At 73.6% G+C, this 19,132-nt stretch carries 19 protein-coding genes; 4 read left to right on the top strand and 15 right to left on the bottom strand.

Annotated elements, in window-relative coordinates:
• Positions 1–57 precede the first annotated feature (57 nt).
• Together ggt and ABTY40_RS11090 are read right to left on the bottom strand one after the other, a co-directional pair.
• Positions 58–1,878, bottom strand: coding sequence for a gamma-glutamyltransferase (ggt, locus tag ABTY40_RS11085; protein ID WP_352059242.1), 1,821 nt, complete (start codon positions 1,876–1,878; stop codon positions 58–60).
• A gap of 280 nt (positions 1,879–2,158) precedes the next feature.
• The gene (locus tag ABTY40_RS11090; RefSeq protein WP_352059243.1) at positions 2,159–3,403 is read right to left on the bottom strand and encodes a cytochrome P450; all 1,245 of its coding nucleotides are present in this window, start codon (positions 3,401–3,403) and stop codon (positions 2,159–2,161) included.
• Positions 3,404–3,726: 323 nt separating this feature from the next.
• On the opposite strand from ABTY40_RS11090, the gene ABTY40_RS11095 reads away from it, so the two are divergent.
• On the top strand, positions 3,727–5,238 hold the full coding sequence (locus ABTY40_RS11095) for a CocE/NonD family hydrolase (protein WP_352059325.1): 1,512 nt from the start codon (positions 3,727–3,729) through the stop codon (positions 5,236–5,238).
• A 38-nt stretch (positions 5,239–5,276) separates the two neighbouring features.
• On the opposite strand, the gene ABTY40_RS11100 is transcribed toward ABTY40_RS11095, so the two are convergent.
• The 9 genes from ABTY40_RS11100 to ABTY40_RS11140 form a co-directional block, all read right to left on the bottom strand.
• Positions 5,277–6,134, bottom strand: coding sequence for an amino acid ABC transporter permease (locus ABTY40_RS11100; RefSeq protein ID WP_352059244.1), 858 nt, complete (start codon positions 6,132–6,134; stop codon positions 5,277–5,279).
• A complete protein-coding gene (locus tag ABTY40_RS11105) occupies positions 6,131–6,775 on the bottom strand; it encodes an amino acid ABC transporter permease (protein WP_352059245.1) in 645 nt (214 codons plus the stop codon). The genes ABTY40_RS11100 and ABTY40_RS11105 overlap by 4 nt, the downstream gene beginning before the upstream one ends.
• 31 nt (positions 6,776–6,806) lie before the next feature.
• A complete protein-coding gene (locus tag ABTY40_RS11110) occupies positions 6,807–7,724 on the bottom strand; it encodes a glutamate ABC transporter substrate-binding protein (RefSeq protein WP_352059246.1) in 918 nt (305 codons plus the stop codon).
• 14 nt (positions 7,725–7,738) lie between these two features.
• A complete protein-coding gene (locus ABTY40_RS11115; RefSeq protein ID WP_352059247.1) occupies positions 7,739–8,485 on the bottom strand; it encodes an amino acid ABC transporter ATP-binding protein in 747 nt (248 codons plus the stop codon).
• Between the two features lie 227 nt (positions 8,486–8,712).
• Positions 8,713–9,153, bottom strand: coding sequence for a DUF6278 family protein (locus ABTY40_RS11120; protein ID WP_352059248.1), 441 nt, complete (start codon positions 9,151–9,153; stop codon positions 8,713–8,715).
• An 82-nt stretch (positions 9,154–9,235) separates the two neighbouring features.
• Complete coding sequence (locus ABTY40_RS11125; protein WP_352059249.1) at positions 9,236–10,015, bottom strand: exodeoxyribonuclease III; 780 nt, start codon at positions 10,013–10,015, stop codon at positions 9,236–9,238.
• A gap of 50 nt (positions 10,016–10,065) precedes the next feature.
• Complete coding sequence (locus ABTY40_RS11130; protein WP_309050837.1) at positions 10,066–10,698, bottom strand: MBL fold metallo-hydrolase; 633 nt, start codon at positions 10,696–10,698, stop codon at positions 10,066–10,068.
• A 9-nt stretch (positions 10,699–10,707) separates the two neighbouring features.
• Positions 10,708–11,970, bottom strand: coding sequence for a bifunctional 3-oxoadipate enol-lactonase/4-carboxymuconolactone decarboxylase PcaDC (gene pcaDC / locus ABTY40_RS11135; RefSeq protein WP_352059250.1), 1,263 nt, complete (start codon positions 11,968–11,970; stop codon positions 10,708–10,710).
• A gap of 129 nt (positions 11,971–12,099) precedes the next feature.
• Positions 12,100–12,741, bottom strand: coding sequence for a TetR/AcrR family transcriptional regulator (locus ABTY40_RS11140; protein ID WP_352059251.1), 642 nt, complete (start codon positions 12,739–12,741; stop codon positions 12,100–12,102).
• Positions 12,742–13,560: 819 nt separating this feature from the next.
• Here ABTY40_RS11140 and ABTY40_RS11145 point away from each other — a divergent pair.
• Both ABTY40_RS11145 and ABTY40_RS11150 read left to right on the top strand, forming a co-directional pair.
• Positions 13,561–14,760 (top strand): hypothetical protein, encoded by a 1,200-nt coding sequence (locus ABTY40_RS11145; RefSeq protein ID WP_352059252.1) that lies wholly within the window; start codon positions 13,561–13,563, stop codon positions 14,758–14,760.
• Positions 14,761–14,859: 99 nt separating this feature from the next.
• A complete protein-coding gene (locus tag ABTY40_RS11150) occupies positions 14,860–15,357 on the top strand; it encodes a flavin reductase family protein (RefSeq protein ID WP_352059253.1) in 498 nt (165 codons plus the stop codon).
• 49 nt (positions 15,358–15,406) lie between these two features.
• Here the strand turns inward: ABTY40_RS11150 and arsB are convergent, their stop codons facing one another.
• Entirely contained in the window at positions 15,407–16,489 is a 1,083-nt protein-coding gene (arsB, locus tag ABTY40_RS11155) for an ACR3 family arsenite efflux transporter (RefSeq protein WP_352059254.1), read from the bottom strand.
• A complete protein-coding gene (locus ABTY40_RS11160; RefSeq protein ID WP_352059255.1) occupies positions 16,486–16,794 on the bottom strand; it encodes an ArsR/SmtB family transcription factor in 309 nt (102 codons plus the stop codon). The genes arsB and ABTY40_RS11160 overlap by 4 nt, the downstream gene beginning before the upstream one ends.
• A 74-nt stretch (positions 16,795–16,868) precedes the next feature.
• Here ABTY40_RS11160 and ABTY40_RS11165 point away from each other — a divergent pair, with 74 nt between their 5' ends.
• Positions 16,869–17,285 (top strand): arsenate reductase ArsC, encoded by a 417-nt coding sequence (locus ABTY40_RS11165; RefSeq protein WP_352059256.1) that lies wholly within the window; start codon positions 16,869–16,871, stop codon positions 17,283–17,285.
• A 56-nt stretch (positions 17,286–17,341) separates the two neighbouring features.
• Here the strand turns inward: ABTY40_RS11165 and ABTY40_RS11170 are convergent, their stop codons facing one another.
• Together ABTY40_RS11170 and ABTY40_RS11175 are read right to left on the bottom strand one after the other, a co-directional pair.
• Positions 17,342–17,947, bottom strand: a complete 606-nt coding sequence (locus ABTY40_RS11170) for a hypothetical protein (protein WP_502990548.1) — start codon at positions 17,945–17,947, stop codon at positions 17,342–17,344.
• Positions 17,944–19,119, bottom strand: a complete 1,176-nt coding sequence (locus tag ABTY40_RS11175) for an ROK family glucokinase (RefSeq protein WP_352059257.1) — start codon at positions 19,117–19,119, stop codon at positions 17,944–17,946. The genes ABTY40_RS11170 and ABTY40_RS11175 overlap by 4 nt, the downstream gene beginning before the upstream one ends.
• Between the last annotated feature and the right edge of the window lie 13 nt (positions 19,120–19,132).

Below are 19,132 nucleotides of genomic sequence, written 5' to 3' on the forward strand. Positions count from 1 at the left end.
GCTGACGCGGCGCGAGATCTCCCCGCCCCGGGCCGCCGGCCCCGTACCGCCCCGCTCCTACCGGCCCGGCGCCGGGCGGACGACCATCGCCGAGCCGCCGCCCCTGCGGACGGTCTCGGCGGCGGCCAGCCAGCGGCCGTCCGGGAGGCGCTGGACGCCGGTGGCGGCGCCGATCTCCGGGTTCTGCCGGAAGGCGTGGCCGATGCGCTCCAGCTCGGCCCTCAACGGGCTGTTCCAGAGGGCCGGTTCGAGCTCCGTGGTGGCCTGGTTGCGCTGGCTGGCGCGCGGCGCGGCGATGGCGTCGACGAGCGGCAGCCCCCGGTCCACGACCCCGGTGAGGGTCTGCAGGACGGTGGTGATGATGGTGGCGCCACCCGGCGAGCCGAGGGCCAGGACGGGCCGGTCGTGCCGGTCGAGGACGATCGTCGGGGAGATCGAGGAGCGGGGACGCTTCCCCGGACCGGGCAGGTTCGGATCGTGCACGGCGGGCGACGCGGGCGCGAAGGAGAAGTCGGTCAGCTCGTTGTTGAGCAGGAAACCGCGGCCGGGCACGGTGATGCCGCTGCCGCCGGTGGACTCGATGGTGAGGGTGTACGCGACGACGTTGCCCCACTTGTCGGCGACCGTCAGGTGGGTGGTGTTCTCGCCCTCGTACGTCGTGGGCGCCGCCGGACCGCCGGTCGCGCAGGGCACCGGATTGTGAGGGTCGCCGGGGGCGAGCGGGCTGGTCAGGGCGGCGTCGTCGCGGATCAGGCAGGCCCGGGAGTCGGCGTACCGCTGGGAGAGCAGCTCCTTGGTCGGAACCCGCTCGAAGGCGGGGTCGCCGACCCAGCGGCCCCGGTCCGCGAAGGCGATGCGGCTGGCCTCGATGAACCGGTGGAGGTAGCGGGCCTGCGAGGCGCCGGAGAGGTCGGTGCCCTCCAGGATGTTGAGCGCCTCGCCGACGCCGGTGCCGCCGGACGAGGAGGGCGCCATGCCGTACACGTCGAGGCCGCGGTAACCGATCCGGGTCGGCTCGCGGAACTCGGTGCGGTACGCGGCGAGGTCACGCTCCGTCAGGTCGCCGGACCGCACCTTGCGGGTGGCTCCCTCGCGGACGGGGGGTGTGCGGACGGTGTTCACGATGTCCCGGGCGAGCGGCCCCCGGTAGAGCGCGCCGACGCCGTGGCGGCCGAGCGTGTCGTACGTACGGGCCAGGTCCGGGTTCTTGAAGACGCTGCCGACCACCGGTAGTTGCCCGCCGGGGAGGAAGAGGTCGGCGGAGGCCGGGAAGTCGCGGAAGCGGGCCTCGTTGGCGGCGGTCTGGGCGCGGAAGGTCGCGTCGACGGTGAACCCGTCGCGGGCGAGGCGCTCGGCGGGTTCGAGGAGGGTGGAGAGCGGCTTGCTGCCCCAGGCGTCGAGTACGGTCCGCCAGGTGGCGGGGGTGCCGGGGGTGCCGACGCCCAGGCCGCTGGTCATGCCCTCCTCGAAGGGGATGGGCCGGCCGTTCTCGGTGAAGAGGCCCGCGTCGGCGGAGAGCGGGGCGGTCTCGCGTCCGTCGACGGTGTGGACGGTGCGGGTCCTCGCGTCGTAGTGGACGAAGTAGCCGCCGCCTCCGATGCCGGCCGAGTACGGCTCCGTGACGCCGAGCGCGGCGGCCACGGCGACGGCCGCGTCGACGGCGTTGCCGCCCTTGCGCAGGACCTCGATGCCGGCGGCGGAGGCGTCCGCGTCGACGCTGGCGACGGCTCCGCCGTACCCGGTGGCGACGGGTGTCTTGACCGGTGCCGGCCGTGGTGGGGCGCCGGCGGGCGCGGCGGGTGGGGCGGCGGCCCCCGTCGAGAGCGCCGTCGTGACGACGGCGAGCGCGGAGAGCCATCCTGCGGCGGAGCGGCGCATTCCTACCTCCTGTCAGCCGGTCGGCGACCGTCCGCGCACTGTAACTTCCGCCGCCCTCCGCCGTCAGGACCGCCTCGAACACGGGAGCGGCGCGCCGCGGGGGCCGGGGCGCCCGGAGCCTGGCCCCGCCCGCGCGCGAGACACCCCCGGCATGTACGAGTGCCCCCTGGTGGTGAACAGGGGGGCGGGCACGGACCGTTCGGTGGGCCGGTACGACGTGTTCGCCTGCTGGAGCGGGCGGCACCGATCGAGGACCGGGTGGTGGAGCGGGTGGCGGGCGTCACGCGGGAGGTGACGACGGCGCCCGCAGCCGCACCGGCAGCGACGTGACGCCGTTGATGAAGTTGGAGACCAGGCGGCCGGGCGGCCCGTCGAGCTCCAGGCCCGCGCAGCGCTCCCGTACCGCCTCGTAGAGCACCCCGAGCTGGAGCCGGGCGAAGTGCGCGCCGAGGCAGACGTGGGGGCCGTCGCCGAAGGACACGTGGGGGTTGGGGGTGCGGCCGAGGTCGAGCCGGTGGGGGTCGGGAAAGACGCGCTCGTCGTGGTTGGCGGAGGGGTGGAGGACGACGACCTTGTCGCCCGCGGTGATCCGGACGCCGGCGAGATCGGTGTCCCGGGTGGCGGTGCGGCGGAAGGAGAGCACCGGCGGGTGCACGCGGAGGAGTTCCTCGACGGCCGTGTCGAGGGAGACCTCGCCGTTCCACAGGCGGCCCTGTTCGCGGGGGTTCCGGGCGAGGGCGAGCAGCCCGCCGGGGGCGGCGCTGCGGACGGTGTCGTTGCCCGCGACGGTGAGCAGGAAGAAGAACATCTCCAGTTCGGCGTCGGCGAGGGCGGAGGTGGCGAGGGAGGTCATGACGTCGTCGGCGGGGTGCCGCCTCTTGTACGCGGCGAGGTCCTGCGCGTAGGCGAACATGTCGGCCAGCTGTGCGGGCGACCGGGGGTTGACGGGCCGGCCGGACGCGTCGAGGACGGGTGGCTCGTCCGGGTCCTGGTAGGCGATGACCCGTTCGGTCCAGGTGTGGAGGAGTCCGCGGTCGTCCGCGGGGACGCCGAGCAGGTCGGTCAGGTTGAGCAGCGCGTAGTCGTCGGTGACGGTACGGACGAGGTCGGCCGGGCCGCCGGCGGCGAGGGCCGTGTCGAGCAGGCGGTGGGCGCGTGCGCGGGCCGTGGCGGTGAAGCGCCCGATGCGGCCGGGGGTGAAGGCGCGGCTGACGAGCCGGCGCAGCCGCCCGTGGGCGGGCGGGTCCTGGTTGAGCATCATGCGCCGGATGAAGGGCAGGTCCGCGGGGTCGGGGTCGCGGATCTGGGTGGCACCGAGGTGGGAGGAGTACGTGCCGGCGTCCTTGAGGACCCGGACGACGTCGGCGTGCCGGCTGACGGCCCAGAAGCCGGGCCCCGCGGGCCAGCCGAGAACTTCGTACTCCTCCTGCCACGCGACGGGCGCGTGGTCGCGCAGGGTGCGGTAGGCGTCGTGCGGGAGGCCTTGGGCGTAGCGGCGCGGGTCGAAGACGTCGGTGTGCTCCACGGGCCAAGCCTGGGGCGGCCGGCGGGATCGCGCAATCGTTACCCTCGCGTAACTTGCCGACTGGTTACCTGCGGTAAGCGGTCACGGTTACCGTCGGGTCACTTCGCACCGCCCCCACCGGTGACACCAGCGAGGAGTGCTCCGTGAACGACCCCCGCAACGACCCCGCCGCCACCCCCGGACCGAACACCACCCCCGAGACCGCGACCGCCCCGGGCGCAGGCGCCCGTCCCGCCGCCGGACGCCGCACGGCGGGCCCCCGCGCCACCGCCGCGCGCCGGGCGCTCCGTACCGCCTCCGCCGGCGCCGCCACCGCCGCCCTCCTGGCCGGAACGGCCCTCACAGCCGCCCCGGCCGCCCACGCCGAGGACGGCGTCTCCGTGCGTTTCGTCGACATCGCGGGCGACGGGGGCACCGTCCTCAAGGCGAACGTCGTCACCCCGGCCGGCTCCGGCGGCGGCGCGCGGCACCCCGTGATCGTGCTCCCCACCAGCTGGGCCATGCCGCAGATCGAGTACCTGGCCCAGGCGCGTGCGCTCGCCGACTCCGGTTACGTCGTGGTGAGTTACAACTCCCGCGGCTTCTGGCAGTCCGGCGGCGAGATCGAGACGGCCGGCCCCAAGGACGTCGCCGACGCCTCCCGGGTCATCGACTGGGCACTCGCCCACACCCCCGCCGATCCTGCCAAGGTCGGTATGGCGGGCGTGAGTTACGGCGCCGGCATCAGCCTGCTCGCCGCCGCCCACGACCCCCGGGTCAAGGCCGTCGCGGCGCTCAGCGGCTGGGCCGACCTCATCGACTCCATCTACAGCGGGCGCACACAGCACCTCCAGGCCGCCGCCCTCCTCGGCGGCGCCGGACACCTGACCGGCCGGCCCGGCCCCGAACTCCGGCAGGTGCTGGGCGACTTCCTCTCCTCCAACCTGGCCAAGGAGGAGGACATGATCGCCTGGGGCCGCGAGCGCTCCGCCGTCACCCACCTCGACCGGCTCAACGCGAACCGCACCGCGGTCATGCTCGGCAACGCCTGGGGCGACACGATCTTCCCGCCCAACCAGTACGCGAGCTTCTTCGAGAAGCTCACCGGACCCAAGCGCCTGGAATTCCGCCCGGGTGACCACGCCACCGCCGAGGCCACCGGGCTCCTGGGCCTGCCGAACGACACCTGGACCAGCGCCCACCGCTGGTTCGACCACCACCTGAAGGGCGCCGCGAACGGCGTCGACCGGGAACAGCCCGTCCAGCTCGCCTCCCGCTCCGCCGGCGGCTACGAGGGCTACCCGGACTGGAAGTCGGTCCACGCGCACCGGGAGCGGATCGCCCTCGGCGACACCGAACACGTGTGGGCGAACGTGGACTCCGGGGCCTCGGGCGGCATCGTCCTGCTCTCCAACCTGCTGGACCAGTTCCTGCGGACCCCGCCCGCCGTCTCCGTCCCGCTCCTGCCCCGCTCGTTCGCGGCCGTCTGGCAGTCCGAGCGGTACGACACGGTCCGCAAGGTGCGCGGGACGCCGCTGCTGCACACCACCGTCACCCCGACGAAGGAGAGCGGCACCCTCGTCGCGTACCTGTACGACGTCGGCCCGCTGGGCGTCGGCAAGCTCGTGAGCAACGCCCCGTACACCTTCCACGGCAGGACGCCGGGCCGGCCGTTCACCGTCGACCTGGAGCTGTTCTCCACGGCGTACGACGTCCCGGCGGGGCACCGGCTCGCCCTCGTCGTGGACACGGTCGACCCGCTCTACATCGAGCACAACCCGACCGGCGCGCAGCTGACCTTCTCCTCGCCCGCCGCCGACCCGTCGTACGTGTCGGTACCGCTGCGGGAGGAGTGATCACCGGCTGCTGCCGGGCGGGCGTGACCCGCGCGGGCCTACTCCCGGCCCGGCAGCACCGTTCCCTGCTCCGCCGGGGCGACGTCCACCGCCCTGATCCTGGGGTCGCGGCGCTCCCGCCGCGCCACCCAGGTGGCGAACCAGGAGAGCAGCATGCACATGCCGATGTAGATCGGTGACACGACCAGGACGACGGGGATGAACGGCAGGTCGTAGTCGAGGTTCGAGGCGATCAGCTTGCCGGCGTGGAGGAACTCCTCGTAGGTGATCAGGAAGCCGAGCGAGGTGTCCTTGAGGGCCACGACGAGCTGGCTGATGATCGCCGGCAGCATCGCGCGGACCGCCTGCGGCACCAGGACGTACGTCATGACCTGGGTCTTGCGCATGCCGAGCGCGTAGGCGGCCTCGCCCTGCCCCCGGGCCACCGCGTGCACGCCGGTGCGGAAGACCTCGGCCAGCACCGAGCCGTTGTAGAGGGTGAGCCCGGCGACGAGGGCGGGCAGCGGCTGCACCTTCAGCGCCACGAAGATGAAGAAGATCATCACCAGGACGGGCATCGCGCGGAAGAACTCGACGACCAGGGTCGCGAGCCACCGCAGGACGCGGTGGTCGGAGAGGCGGCCGGTGGCGAGGACCGCGCCGAGCGCCAGCGAGAGAACCGAGGCGTACGCGAAGGCCTTCAGGGTGTTGCCGAGGCCCTTGAGCAGCAGCTCCTGGATGCCCTCGTAGGCGAACGGCGACCATTTGGTGGAGGTGAACTGGCGGGTGTCGAAGAGGAGGTACAGGATCCATCCGGCCAGGGCGAGGATCACCAGCGTCGACAGGAGGCCGTAGAGGCGGTGGCGGCGGCGGGCGCGCGGCCCGGGGACGTCGTAGAGGGCGGTGGCGCTTGTCATCGGGCGACTCCCCAGCGCTTCTCCAGGACGTTGAAGAGGACGCTGATGGTGAGGGTGATGAGCAGGTATCCGACGGCGATCCAGAAGAAGGTCCAGATGATGTTGTAGCCGAGCTCGCTCAGCGTCTTGTAGGTGCCGAGGAGTTCGGTGACGCTGAAGGCGCCGGCGATGGCCGAGTTCTTGGCCAGGGCGATCAGCGTCGAACCGATGGGCGGGATGACGGAGCGGAAGGCCTGCGGGAGGACGACGGTGCCGAGGGTCTGCGCGAAGGTCATGCCGAGGCTGCGGGCCGCCTCTCCCTGCCCGCGCGGGACGGTGTTGATGCCGGAGCGCAGCGCCTCGCAGATGAAGGCCGAGGTGTAGCAGCCGAGGGCGAGGACCGCGAACAGCTCGAAGGGCAGGACCAGGCCGAAGCGGGGCAGGCCCAGCATCACCGCGAAGAACAGCAGGGTGAGCGGGGTGTTGCGCAGGACGGTCACCCAGGCGGTGCCGAAAACCCGGAAGGATCCGACGGGCGCCACCCGGAAGGCGGCCATGACGAAGCCCAGGACGAGGGCGAGCGCCGAGGCGTAGACGGTGAGTTCGACGGTGCCGAGGAAACCCTTGCCGTAGAGCGAGAAGTTGTCGGTCAGGACGTCCATGCCGGTGACTCCATGTCGGGGGCTCCTGCGGTCAGCTCGCCGGGTAGCGGTCGATGGCGGGCGGGGCGGGGGCGGGCACCCCGGAGAGGCCGAGGGTGGCGTCGTACGCCTTCTTCCAGTCGCCGTTCTTCTGGTGGGCGGCGATGGCGTCGTCGAGGGCGAAGCGCAGCGCGTCGTCCTCCCGGGGGACGCCGATGCCGTACGGCTCCTTGGAGAACGGCTCGCCCACGACCTTGAGCTCGTCGGGCACCTTGGCCGCGTATCCCATGAGGATGGTGTCGTCGGTGGTGACCGCGTCGACCTGGAAGGTCAGCAGGTTGTCGACGCAGACGGAGTAGGTGTCGTACGCGACGAGTTCCGCCTCGGGGTGGTCACGTTCGATCCGCTGGTACGGGGTGGAGCCGGCGGCCGAGCAGACCCGCTTGCCTGCCAGGTCCCCAGGGCCGCGGATGCCGTGCTCGTCGGTGCGGACGAGGAGGGACTGGCCGGCCTCGTAGTAGGGGCCGGCGAAGCCGACGAGCTTCTTGCGCTTGTCGTTGATGGTGTAGGTGCCCACGTAGTAGTCGATCTGGCCGTTCTGCAGGGCCGTCTCGCGGTTGGCGGAGGCGATCGTGCGGAACTCGACCGTCGCCGGGTCGAAGCCGAGGGAGGCCGCCATCATCTTGGCGATCTCGATGTCGAATCCGGAGTAGCGGCCGCTGGCGGGGTCCTTCTCCCCCATGTACGGCTGGTCCTCCTTGGCGCCGACGACGAGCCGGCCGCGCTTCTTGGCCCGGTTCCAGGTCGGCGAGCCGGGCAGGGTGAAGGCCGAGGCGACCCGGTAGACGGGGAGTTGGTCGGGCTGCGGGCCCTTGACGGGCGGGCTGCCCTCCTTGCCGCAGCCGCCGAGCAGGCCCGCCGCGGCGAGCAGCACGGTGAGGGCGGCCAGGATCCGGTGCGTACGCTGCATGGTTCCCACCCCGGTCAGTGCTTGAGGATCTTGGAGAGGAAGTCCCTGGCCCGGTCGCTGCGCGGGGCGGTGAAGAAGTCCTCCGGGGCGCGGTCCTCGACGATCCGCCCGTCGGCCATGAACACGACCCGGTTGGCCGCGGAGCGGGCGAAGCCCATCTCGTGCGTGACCACCACCATCGTCATGCCCTCCCGGGCCAGCTGCTGCATGACCTCCAGGACCTCGTTGATCATCTCCGGGTCGAGCGCGGAGGTCGGCTCGTCGAAGAGGAGCGCCTTGGGGTCCATGGCGAGGGCGCGGGCGATGGCCACGCGCTGCTGCTGGCCGCCGGAGAGCTGCGCGGGGTACTTGTCGGCGTGGGCGGCGAGGCCGACCCGGTCGAGGAGTTCGCGCGAGCGCCGGTCCGCGTCCTCCTTCTTCCGCTTGCGGACCTTGATCTGCGCGAGGGAGACGTTGGCGAGGACGGTCTTGTGGGCGAAGAGGTTGAAGGACTGGAAGACCATGCCGACCTCGGCGCGCAGCCGGGCGAGCGCCTTGCCCTCCTCGGGAAGGGGCTGCCCGTCGATGAGGATCTCGCCCGACTCGACGCGCTCCAGGCGGTTCATCGCCCGGCAGAGCGTGGACTTGCCGGACCCGGAGGGACCGATGACGACGACGACCTCGCCGCGGCCGACGGTGAGGTTGATGCCCTGGAGGACGTGCAGCGTGCCGAAGTGCTTGTTCACGTCACGCAGTTCGATCAGCGGATCGACGACGGCCATACGCTGCCCTGCCCCATTTCTCAGCGGTGTCGCGGTCAGCGCAAACTATCCACCAGAAAAAGGGACTTCACGCCCGACACGCACGAAAACGGCGATTACCCGTATTTACTGCGGATGAGTGAGGAGGGTGGAGCGGACGGCGGTACGGGGTCGGGCGCGGGCGGCCGCCGGGGCCGCCGTGGCCGCACCGGAGGGACGGCGGCGGGGGCCTCGGGAGCGGCGCCGGTTCAGGCCTCGGCGGCCTCGGCGTACACCTGGGAGAGCTCCGGCGAGCCGGTCATGGCCCAGTCGAGTCCGGCCTCGACCACCTGGATCTCCCGGCCGGAGGCCAGCCGGACCACGGGGCCGCCGCCCGGCAGGACCTGCCAGTGGGCGCCCGGCACGTTCCGCACGATGACCGTGCCGAGGTAGAGACCCGCGTCGTTGCCCACCCAGGGCAGCTCCTCGGGGTCCTCGCGCCAGCGCGGCGGCAGCTGGTCGAGCTCCTGGAGCGAGCGCGGGCTGTCGTCGAGGACCACCCCGGCGTCCTCGACACGGGCGCGGAGCAGCTCGCACTCGGCGAGCACCTCCGCCACGCCACCGGGGTCGCGGTCGAAGGCGGCGGCCAGGGGCGCCGCCGTGTCACCGGCGGGCCGTTTACGCCACTTGTCCAGAAACGGGATGTTCATCCGAACAGCGTCGCACCGCCACCGGCGGGTCCACCACCCGGCGCGCGGAGATCGTTCCGGCGGAAGGCCCGCGCGCCCGGGGTCACACGTCGAGGTCGACCACCACGGGGGCGTGGTCGGAGGCGCCCTTGCCCTTGCGCTCCTCGCGGTCCACGTAGCTGTCGGTCACGGCCCCGGCGAAGGCCTTGTTGCCGTACACCAGGTCGATGCGCATGCCGCGGTTCTTCGGGAAGCAGAGCTGGCGGTAGTCCCAGTACGTGAAGGGGTGGTCGTACTTGAGGGGGCGCGGGACCACGTCGGTGAGGCCGGTCTCGCGCAGGCCGGCCAGGGCGGCCCGCTCGGGCTCGGTGACGTGGGTGGCGCCCTCGAAGAGGGCGATGTCCCAGACGTCGTCGTCGGTCGGGGCGATGTTGTAGTCGCCGAGGACGGCGAAGGGCCGGTCCCCGGCCGCGTCCCCGGCGACGGCCGCCTTCAGCGCCTCCAGCCAGCGCAGCTTGTAGGCGTAGTGCTCGTGGGCGACCTCCCGGCCGTTCGGCACGTAGACCGACCAGACGCGGACCGGGCCGCAGGTCGCGGAGATCGCCCGCGGCTCCTGCAGGCCCTCGTAGTCCGGGCCGCCGGGCAGGCCGGTGACCACGTCCTCGAGGCCGACCCGGGAGACCAGGGCCACGCCGTTCCACCGGCCGGTGGCGTTGACCACCGACTCGTAGCCCAGCGCGCGCAGCTCCTCGGCGGGGAACTGCTCGGCGGTGCACTTGGTCTCCTGGATGCACAGCACGTCGGTGCCGCTGCTCTCCAGCCAGGCCAGGAGACGGGGCAGCCGGGCGGTGATCGAGTTGACGTTCCAGGTGGCGATGCGCATGGCTGCCAGCCTACTGGGGGGCGGCCGTGACCCGGTTCACCTCCGGGGGCTCAGACCTCGGCGGAGGCCCCGGAGGCCAGGCGGCCGTGGTCGGTGCCGCCGAGCGCGCCGATCTGGCGGTCGTAGATCGGGCGGGCCAGGTCGGTGAGCAGGGCGTCGTGGATGTCGTACGCCCGGCGCGGCCGGACCTCGCGGACGTAGTCGATGACCTCGGAGATCTTGTTCCACGGCGCCATCACGGGCAGCAGCAGGGTGTCCACCGGCCGGCCGGGGACGGTGAGCGCGTCGCCGGGGTGGAAGACGGTGCCGTCGACCAGGTAGCCCACGTTGGTGACGCGCGGGATGTCCGGGTGGATCACCGCGTGCAGCTCGCCGTGGACCTCCACGTCGAATCCGGCCGCCGTGAAGGTGTCGCCGTTCCCGACGGTGTGCACCCGTCCGGGGAAGGCCGCCGAGAGCTGGTCGGCGACGCTGCGCAGCGTCCAGATCTCGGCGGCCGGGTTGGCTTCCAGGGCGGCGCGGAGCCGGCCCTCGTCGAAGTGGTCCGGGTGCTCGTGGGTGACGAGCAGGGCGTCGGCGCCGGTGACGGCGTCCTCCTCGGTGAACCCGCCGGGGTCGAGCACGAGGGTCCGGCCGTCCTTCTCCAGGCGGACGCAGGCGTGGGACTTCTTCGTCAGCTTCACGGCGCCAGCCTACGCGGGCGGTGTGGTCTCCTCCTCGACGACGCGGGTGACGACCCGCAGGGCGGCGTCGGCGGCGGGGAGGCCGCAGTAGACCGCCGCGTGCAGCACGATCTCCCGCAGTTCCAGGGGCGAGAGTCCGTTGCGCAGCGCGGCCCGGGTGTGGTCGGCCAGGGCCTCGCGGTGACCGCCGGCGATGAGCGCCGTGAGGGTCACGACGCTGCGGGTGCGCCGGTCGAGACCGTCCCGGCTCCAGACCTCGCCCCAGGCGTACCGGGTGACGAGCGCCTGGAAGTCCTCGCCGGCCTCGTCGGCGAGGGCCTGGTCGACATGGGCGTCACCGAGGATCTCCCGGCGCAGGCTCAGGCCGCGGTCGTACGGATCGGGGCGGCCGGACTCGGCGGGCACGGCGGCCGGGGCGGGGGCCGCGGGCTCGGCCGGCGGCACCGGCGCGGCGGCCGGGTAGGGCGGCACGATCAGGGTGCCGCTGGTGTCCTGGACGGTGCTCGCGAAGTGGTCCATGAGCAGCTCGGTCACGGCGGCGGGCTGCTCCACGGGCGCCAGGTGCGAGGCGCCGGGGACGACCGCGAGCCGGGCGTCGGAGATGCCGGCGACCAGGGTGCGGGCCTCGGCGGGGCCGGTGACCTGGTCCTCGGAGCCGACCAGGACGAGCGCGGGGACGCCGATGCCGCCGAGTGCCTCCCGGACGTCGAAGACGGCGAGGGCCTCGCAGGCGGAGACGTAACAGGCCGGGTCGGTCGTGCGGACCATCTGCACGGCCCAGTCGACGATGGCGGGCTGCGCCCCGGCGAAGACCGGGGTGAACCACCGCTCGGGAGCGGTGCGGGCCATCGGCTCCAGGCCGTTCGTCCGGACGATCACGCCGCGCTGGCGGAACTCGTCGGCGGTGCCGAACCGGGGCGAGGTGGCGACCAGCGCGAGGGAGGCGACCCGGTGCGGCGCCCGCAGCGCCAGGTCGAGCCCGACGGCCCCGCCGAGGGAGCAGCCGGCGTAGCCGAAGCGCGGGACGCCGAGCGAGTCGAGGGTGGCCAGCAGCCGGTCCCCGAGCTCGGCGACGGAGGTGAAGGGCTCGGCGGGCGCGCCCCCGTGCCCCGGCAGGTCGAAGCGGACGACGCGCCAGTCACGGGTGAGCTCCGGTATCTGCCGGTCCCACATGTGGAAGGTGGTACCGAGGGAGGGCCCCAGGACGAGGACCGGAGCGTCGTCGCGCCCGTCGACGCGGTATTGCAGAGTGTTCGTCGGTGTATCGCTCACCCGCCAGACCCTCTCATCTCTCGCGCAGGCCCCTCCAGCGGGGGTCGGGACAGCTTAGGGGACGTCTCGCCGGTCTTGCCGGGTTCACGACGCCGGGGCCGGGCCTGACCGGGCGGCGTGCCCGCCGCGTCAGCCGCCGCGCCGGGTGCCGTCCGGGGCGTACGTCTCCAGGTAGGCCGTGACCAGGCGGCGGGCCTCGTCGATCGTGGCGTCGTCGCCCCCGGGCGCGCGCCGGAAGGCGATGTCGAACAGCCGGGTGCCCACCTCGAAGGCGAGGGACAGCGCGAGCCGGGGGGTGTCGACGCGCAGGAACTCCCGGTCGACGAGCCGGCGCCAGAACCGCTCCGCCTGCGCCTCGTCGAAGGCCCGCACCAGTTCGTCGAGCCGGGGATGGCGCCCGGCGAACCACAGTTCCGCGCAGCTCGGGTGCCGGCGGATGTAGCCGAGGATCACGTCGATCACGGCGTCGACGGCCTCCCGCAGCGTCCCGGCGCGGGGGGCGGCCACCTCGGCCGCCGTGAGGGCGTCGATCGCGCCCAGGTGCCGCTGGAGCAGCTCGGCGTCGACCTCGTACCGGTCGGGGAAGTAGTGGTAGATCGAGGCGATGGGGATGCCCGCGCGCTCGCCGATCGCCTTCAGCGTGGCGGCCTCGTAGCCCTGTTCGGCGAGCAGGGCCTCGGCGGCGTCGAGGATGGCCTTCCTGCGCTCCAGCCCGCGGCGCTGCACCACCGGCCGGGTCGGTGCCGGGGTTGTGGCCTTTTGTTCGAACATGATTCGAGATCGTATCAGTCGGTGACGCGCCGTCAGCGTGTCCCGGGGGAACGTGGGGCGTGGTGGGCGGGTTCCAGGGCGTCCGGGGAGCCGCGGGCGTGGTCGGCGGCGTCCCGCGGGGCGACCGGCCGAGGTCCGTGTCATCCGCCGGCTCGGGGAGTCGGCCGCGCACGCGCTGCCTCAGAAGGCCGGCCGGGTGCGCGCGGTGCCGGTTGGTGCGCCGGGCGGGCGAGGAAGGCGGAGACGTCCCGCTCCTGCCCCACGAGGAAAACGTATCCGAGGACGGGGTGACCCGCCCCTTCGGGGCTTCGCGGGGCGGGGCGTCACCGGGTACGGGCGCCGGGCCCCCGGTCACCGGGTCCGTACGGTCGCGGCGGCGAGGGGCACGAGCGGCTTTCGGTGATACCACGGGCGGCGTCGGCGGACGGGCGCCGCCGCGCGGCGGCGGGCGGGTTCCGGGAGGGTTTTCGCTCCGTCGGAGCAGTTCCGCACGTCCCGGATGGCGCAGCGTGATGATCTGCGTACTAGTGGTCTTCAGGTACGCGTTCATCGGCGCGTCGCGAGCCAGCCACAGTGGACGCCCCGCGGGATGGCCACGAATGGAGCCCCACCATGACCCCCGACCCCTTGGACAGCACCACCACTCCAGGGCCCGAGCCCTGGTCCCCTTCGACCCGCACACCGGCTCGGAGTACGCCGTCCTCCCCCGCCCCGGAGACCGGGGCGTCGGTGGGCGGCACCGGTCACGGCGGACCGCCGGAGCCGGCCGTACCCCCCGCGCCCCCTCCGCCGCCTCCGCCCCCGCCGTTCCCCCCGGCGATGGCGGCCCCCACGGAACCCGCGGCCGCCCCGCCCCTGCCCGGGACGGGCGCGCCCGGGCCGGCCGAGGCCACGCCCGCGGAGTCCGCGCCCGCGCCCGCCGGGGCCAAGGCCCCGGAGACCGGGCCCGCCGTGGCCGAGGTCCCCGGGACCGGGTCCGCCGCGCCCCAACCGGCCGCACCGCATCCGGCGCCGGCCGTGGCCGAGCCCCGGGCCGTGGCGGACGGGCCGGCCGGACCGGAAACCGGCGCCGGTGCCGAGAAGGCCGCCGGCGGGAGTACCGCCGAGGACGACGAGAACGGCGAGAACGCGATCCACACCCTGCTGTGGACCGCGGCCACCGAACGGCCCGTGCCCGAAGTCGCCGCGCTGGTCGCGCGGCTCACCGCGTCGGGTGAGGTGTCGAGCCCCGCCGACGTGGCGCTCCGGGCCGCCGCCGTCTCCCGGCCCCTCGACGAGGTGCGGCAGCTGATCGCGCTGCTCAACGAGTCGGGGTACGACCTCCACCAGGCCGAGACCACGCTGCGCGCCGCGGCCGTGGGGCGTCCGATCGAGGACATCGTCGAGCTCGTCAACATCATCGGCGCCGACAGCAGCGGCTGGCGGACGACGGGCGGCCCCGAGGGCGAGGCGGCGCGCGGGACCGATTCCGGCCAGGGCGCCGCCCCCGAACGGACCCCCGCGCCCACGCTCACGCCGCCCGGCGCGGACAAGGCCGGGGCGAAACGGCTGCGCGGGGCCCTGAAGGCGAGGTCTCCGCTGGACCAGGCGCTCGCGGACGGGCCGGGCAGCCACGCCCCCACGGCCGCGCTGCGGTCGGGACTGCGCTGGCCGGCGGCGGCCGCCCTGTTCGCCTGCGGACTGCTGCACCTGCCGACGGACGTGGCGGGGCTGCGCTCCGGCGGCACCGCCGCGATGGTGTCCGTCGTGATCACCCTGTTCTGTCTGCTGGTCGGCGTCCTGCTGGCGGTACGGGACAGCCTGAGCGCCTGGGCCGCCGCGGCGGCGGTCGCCGTCGGCCTCATCGGGCTGCACCTCCTCGCCGGAATGCGCACGGTGGACCTGCTGACCAGCAGCCTGGGCTCCCGGTTCGCCTGGGCACAGGCTCTGGCGGTGCTCAGCGCCGCCGCGGTGATCGCCCTGGCGGCGACGGCGCTGCTCCGGCACACGAAGGCGACCGGAGCGGCGGACAGCACCTGACATCCGGCCGGAATGACCGGAGCGGTGGTGGGCACCGGGTCCCTCAGGGGCCCGGTGCCCCGCGTTCGGTCCCGTTCGCGCGAAGGAGAGGAGCGGCCAGTGGCGCATCTGGACGCCGTGACGGATCTGCTCGACCCCCCGGTGTTCGTGGTGACGGCGAGGGCCGGGGACGGCACGCGGGCCGGCTGTCTCGTGGGGTTCGCCTCCCAGTGCTCGATCGACCCGGAGGGGTTCATGGTGTGGCTGTCCCGGCGCAACCACACCTGCGAGGTCGCCTGCCGGTCCGCCCACCTGGCCGTGCACGTGCTGAGCCGGGCGCGCCTGGAGACCGCCCGGCTGTTCGGCGAGGAGACCGGGCACCGCGTCGACAAGTTCGCCCGGACGCGGTGGACGGACGGGCCCCACGGCACTCCCCTGCTCGCGGACGCCGACGCGTGGTTCGTGGGCCGGGTGGAGGAGCGCACGGACGGCGGGGACCATGTCGGCTTCCGCCTGACCCCGGTCGCCGGCGGACCGGAGGGGCCGGCGGCACAGGACCGCCCGCGCGCGCTGCGGCTCGGTGACGTCCTCCACTTCTCGCCCGGTCACCCCGCCTGAGCGCCGCCCGCGGGGGACGGAGCCGGCGAGGGGCGGGCCGGTCGCGCGGTCACCTCCGGGCCGGGGCGAACTTCTCGCGCCAGGCCAGCGACACGTACACCAGGGCGATGAGGACGGGGACCTCGATGAGGGGGCCGACCACGCCGGAGAGGGCCTGGCCGCTGGTGACGCCGAAGGTGGCGACGGCGACCGCGATGGCCAGCTCGAAGTTGTTGCCGGCGGCGGTGAACGCGAGCGTGGCGGTGCGGGCGTAGGACAGGCCGACTGCCTTGCCGAGGGCGAAGGAGCCGAACCACATCACCGCGAAGTAGACCAGCAGCGGGAGCGCGATCCGGACCACGTCCAGCGGCTGCGAGGTGATGGTCCTCCCCTGCAGGGCGAAGAGGACGACGATCGTGAACAGCAGGCCGTACAGCGCCCACGGGCCGATCTTCGGCAGGAACGCCGTCTCGTACGTCTCCCGGCCCAGCCTCCTCTCACCGATCCTGCGGGTGAGGAAGCCGGCCAGCAGCGGCACGCCGAGGAAGACGACGACGTTGAGCGCGATCTCCACCGGGGAGATGTCGAGCGCCTCGCCCTGTCCCAGGCCGAGCCAGGCGGGCAGCAGGTCGAGGTAGAGCCAGCCGAGCAGGCCGAAGGCGATCACCTGGAAGACCGAGTTCAGCGCCACCAGGACGGCCGCCGCCTCACGGTCGCCGCAGGCCAGGTCGTTCCAGATGACGACCATGGCGATGCAGCGGGCCAGGCCGACGACGACCAGGCCGGTGCGGTACTCCGGCTGGTCCGGCAGGAAGATCCACGCCAGGGCGAACATCACCGCCGGGCCGAGGACCCAGTTGATCACCAGCGAGGAGACCATCAGGCGGCGGTCACCGGTGACGGCGTCGAGCCGGTCGTAGCGCACCTTTGCCAGGACCGGGTACATCATGATCAGCAGGCCGGCGGCGATCGGCAGCGAGATCCCGCCGATCTCGACCGCCGCGAGCAGGTCGTTCAGGCCCGGGACGAGCCGTCCGAGCCCGAGGCCCAGGCCCATGGCCAGGAGGATCCAGACGGCGAGGAAGCGGTCGGGCGTCGACAGCTTCGCGACGACCGGGGTCTGCCGGGCCGTCGCGGGAGCGGTGGGGGTCACGGGCAGGCCCTCTTGGTGTCGGCGGCGGTACGGGCGGTGGCGGCGAGCGCGGCGAACCGGCCGGCCAGCCCTTCGATGACCTCCGGCTTGAGCCGGTAGTAGGTGAACCGGCCGCAGGGCTCCGTCTCCACGACCCCGGCCTCCCGCAGGACCCTCAGGTGGTTGGAGAGGTTGGTCTGCCGGGCGCCGGTCTCCTCCACCAGGTGGGTGGTGCAGAGCGTCTCGCGGGCGAGCAGGGTCACGATCCGGAGCCTGAGCGGGTCGGCCAGCACCCGGATCAGGTCAGTGTCGACTGACGTCATCATGGACTGATACTTTCACGGCGTCCCGCGCCGGTGTCCGGCCGGCCCGTGCCGTCCCCCACCCCGAGGAAGAACCGATGACCGCCCCGCTCGCCTCCGTCCTCTTCGTCTGCGTCCACAACGCGGGCCGCTCCCAGATGGCCGCGGGCTTCCTGCGGCACCTCGCGGGCGACCGCGTGGAGGTCCGTTCCGCCGGCTCGGCCCCCGGCGAACGGGTCAATCCCTCCGCCGTCGCCGCCATGGCCGAGCTGGGCATCGACATCGCGGACCAACGGCCGAAGGTGCTGACCGCCGAGACCGTCCGGGCGTCGGACTACGTGATCACCATGGGCTGCGGCGACGCCTGCCCGGTCATCCCCGGCAAGCGGTACCTCGACTGGGCGCTGGAGGACCCGGCGGGCAAGGGCGTCGAGGCCGTGCGGCCCATCCGTGACGCGATCCGGGCCCGCGTCGAAGCCCTCGTGGCCGAGATCGACGCAGGGCGCACCGCCTGACCGCGCGGACGTACGGCCGGACCTCCCGTCCCCTGCCCGGTCGGGGGCGTGCCGCCTCAGGGGCTGGTCGTGGAGACCACGTACACCTGTGGGAAGGCCGGGTCGGTCAGGTCCACGGTGACGTCGGTGGCGGGCCGGGGCCGCTCGCGGGTGACGGTCGTGCCCGACCAGGTCGCGTCGGGGCCGAAGGTCCAGCCGACGATGTCCGCGTCCCGCTCCCCCACCGTGACCCGTCCGGGCGTGAGCTCCGCGCGGCTCGCGCCCGACTCGGCGAGGAAGGTGTCCAGACCGGTGGCGGTGGTGGTGAAGCGGACGTAGAGGCGGCTGGTCTTCCAGTTGCTGGTCTCGTAGTACGCGACGTCCCAGGCGCCGCGCGGGATCGGGACCTCGAAGACACGGCGCTTCATCTGCGACGGCCAGTTGTCCTGGAGGCCGACGACCGAGGACTCGCGTTCCTTGTCGCGACCGCTGTCCCGGCTCTGACCGGCGGAGATCACCAGATACCCGGCGGGGATGCCGACGAGCAGCACGATGATGACCGCCGTGAGCCAGCGGCGGCGGATCATGTGGCCGTGCCCCTCGGGGAGCTTTCCCTCCCCGGGGCGGTAGGGCTCCGGGTCCGGGGACCGGGGCGGCTGGGGGGTCTGCTGCGGGACGGTCATGGCCGCGGGTCCTCGGGGGTGCGGTCGCCCAGGGCCTGGGTGCCGTTCCGGAAGGCCTGGGCGTAGCGTTCGTACCGCTCGTGCCGCTCCACCCGGCGCCGGTTGGCGCGGCGGAAGCGGCGGGCGACGAGCCGGGCGAGGTCGGCGGCGCCCACCATGCCCGCCTCCGGGCCGAGCTGGGCGCGGGTGATGCGGGCCTCGGGGCGGTAGCCGCGGCCGGTGAGGTGGCGGCGGAAGGCGTCCCGGGCGGGGCCGATGAGCAGGTCGTCGGCGGCGGACACGCCCCCGCCGATGACGAAGCAGGAGGGGTCGAGGGCGGCGGCGAGGTTGGCGATGCCGACGCCGAGCCACTGGCCGATGTCCTGGAGGAGCTCGACGCACATGGCGTCGCCGTCGCGGGCCAGCTCGGTGATGAGGGGGCCGGTGATGTCCGGGATGTGGCCCTTGACCCGCTCGATGATGTTGTACGCGACCGGGGAGTCGGCGGCGGCCAGCTCGCGGGCCTCGCGGACCAGGGCGTTGCCGGAGCTGTACTGCTCCCAGCAGCCGCGGTTGCCGCAGGGGCAGCGGTGACCGCCGGGGACCACCTGCATGTGGCCGAACTCGCCGGCGACGCCGAACTTGCCGCGCTTGACCTGGCCGTCCTCCAGGATGGCCCCGCCGATGCCGGTGCCGAGCGTGATCATGACGAGGTGGTCCTCGCCGCGGCCGGCACCGAAGCGCCACTCGGCCCAGGCGGCCGTGTTGGCGTCGTTGTCGACCATGACGGGGACCGCGAGGCGGGCCTGGAGGGCGTCCCTGAGGGGTTCGTTGCGCCAGGCGAGGTGCGGGGCGAAGAGGACGCGGGCCCGGTGGGCGTCGACCCAGCCGGCGGCGCCGATGCCGACCGCGTGCACGTCGTGCCGGTCGGAGAGGTCCAGGACCAGTTCGACGATGGTGTCCTCGACGACCTTGGGGCTCTTGGACTTGTCCGGGGTCTCGGTGCGGAGCTTCTCCAGGATGTTGCCGTCCGCGTCGACGACCCCGGCCATCACCTTCGTACCGCCGATGTCGATGCCGACGGTCGGCACCCGCGGCGCCGTCAGGTGGGAGCGGCGCTCCCGGCTCCCGACGGTCCGCAGCACGGTGCCGCGGGCGGAGCCGCGGTGCGCGAGGTCACGGTAGGTACTCATCGGCTCCGATTCT

Source organism: Streptomyces sp. NPDC126503 (assembly GCF_040302405.1).
GTDB classification, from domain to species: Bacteria; Actinomycetota; Actinomycetes; order Streptomycetales; family Streptomycetaceae; genus Streptomyces; species Streptomyces gulbargensis.

Excerpts from the sequence above, each read along its gene's own strand:
- ggt (WP_352059242.1), bottom strand. The coding sequence starts at position 1,878 with ATGCGCCGCTCCGCCGCAGGATGGCTCTCCGCGCTCGCCGTCGTCACG.
- ABTY40_RS11100 (WP_352059244.1), bottom strand. The coding sequence starts at position 6,134 with ATGACAAGCGCCACCGCCCTCTACGACGTCCCCGGGCCGCGCGCCCGC.
- ABTY40_RS11105 (WP_352059245.1), bottom strand. The coding sequence starts at position 6,775 with ATGGACGTCCTGACCGACAACTTCTCGCTCTACGGCAAGGGTTTCCTC.
- ABTY40_RS11110 (WP_352059246.1), bottom strand. The coding sequence starts at position 7,724 with ATGCAGCGTACGCACCGGATCCTGGCCGCCCTCACCGTGCTGCTCGCC.
- ABTY40_RS11115 (WP_352059247.1), bottom strand. The coding sequence starts at position 8,485 with ATGGCCGTCGTCGATCCGCTGATCGAACTGCGTGACGTGAACAAGCAC.
- ABTY40_RS11120 (WP_352059248.1), bottom strand. The coding sequence starts at position 9,153 with ATGAACATCCCGTTTCTGGACAAGTGGCGTAAACGGCCCGCCGGTGAC.
- ABTY40_RS11125 (WP_352059249.1), bottom strand. The coding sequence starts at position 10,015 with ATGCGCATCGCCACCTGGAACGTCAACTCGATCACCGCCCGGCTGCCC.
- ABTY40_RS11140 (WP_352059251.1), bottom strand. The coding sequence starts at position 12,741 with ATGTTCGAACAAAAGGCCACAACCCCGGCACCGACCCGGCCGGTGGTG.
- ABTY40_RS11145 (WP_352059252.1), top strand. The coding sequence starts at position 13,561 with ATGGCGGCCCCCACGGAACCCGCGGCCGCCCCGCCCCTGCCCGGGACG.
- ABTY40_RS11160 (WP_352059255.1), bottom strand. The coding sequence starts at position 16,794 with ATGATGACGTCAGTCGACACTGACCTGATCCGGGTGCTGGCCGACCCG.
- ABTY40_RS11165 (WP_352059256.1), top strand. The coding sequence starts at position 16,869 with ATGACCGCCCCGCTCGCCTCCGTCCTCTTCGTCTGCGTCCACAACGCG.
- ABTY40_RS11170 (WP_502990548.1), bottom strand. The coding sequence starts at position 17,947 with ATGACCGTCCCGCAGCAGACCCCCCAGCCGCCCCGGTCCCCGGACCCG.
- ABTY40_RS11175 (WP_352059257.1), bottom strand. The coding sequence starts at position 19,119 with ATGAGTACCTACCGTGACCTCGCGCACCGCGGCTCCGCCCGCGGCACC.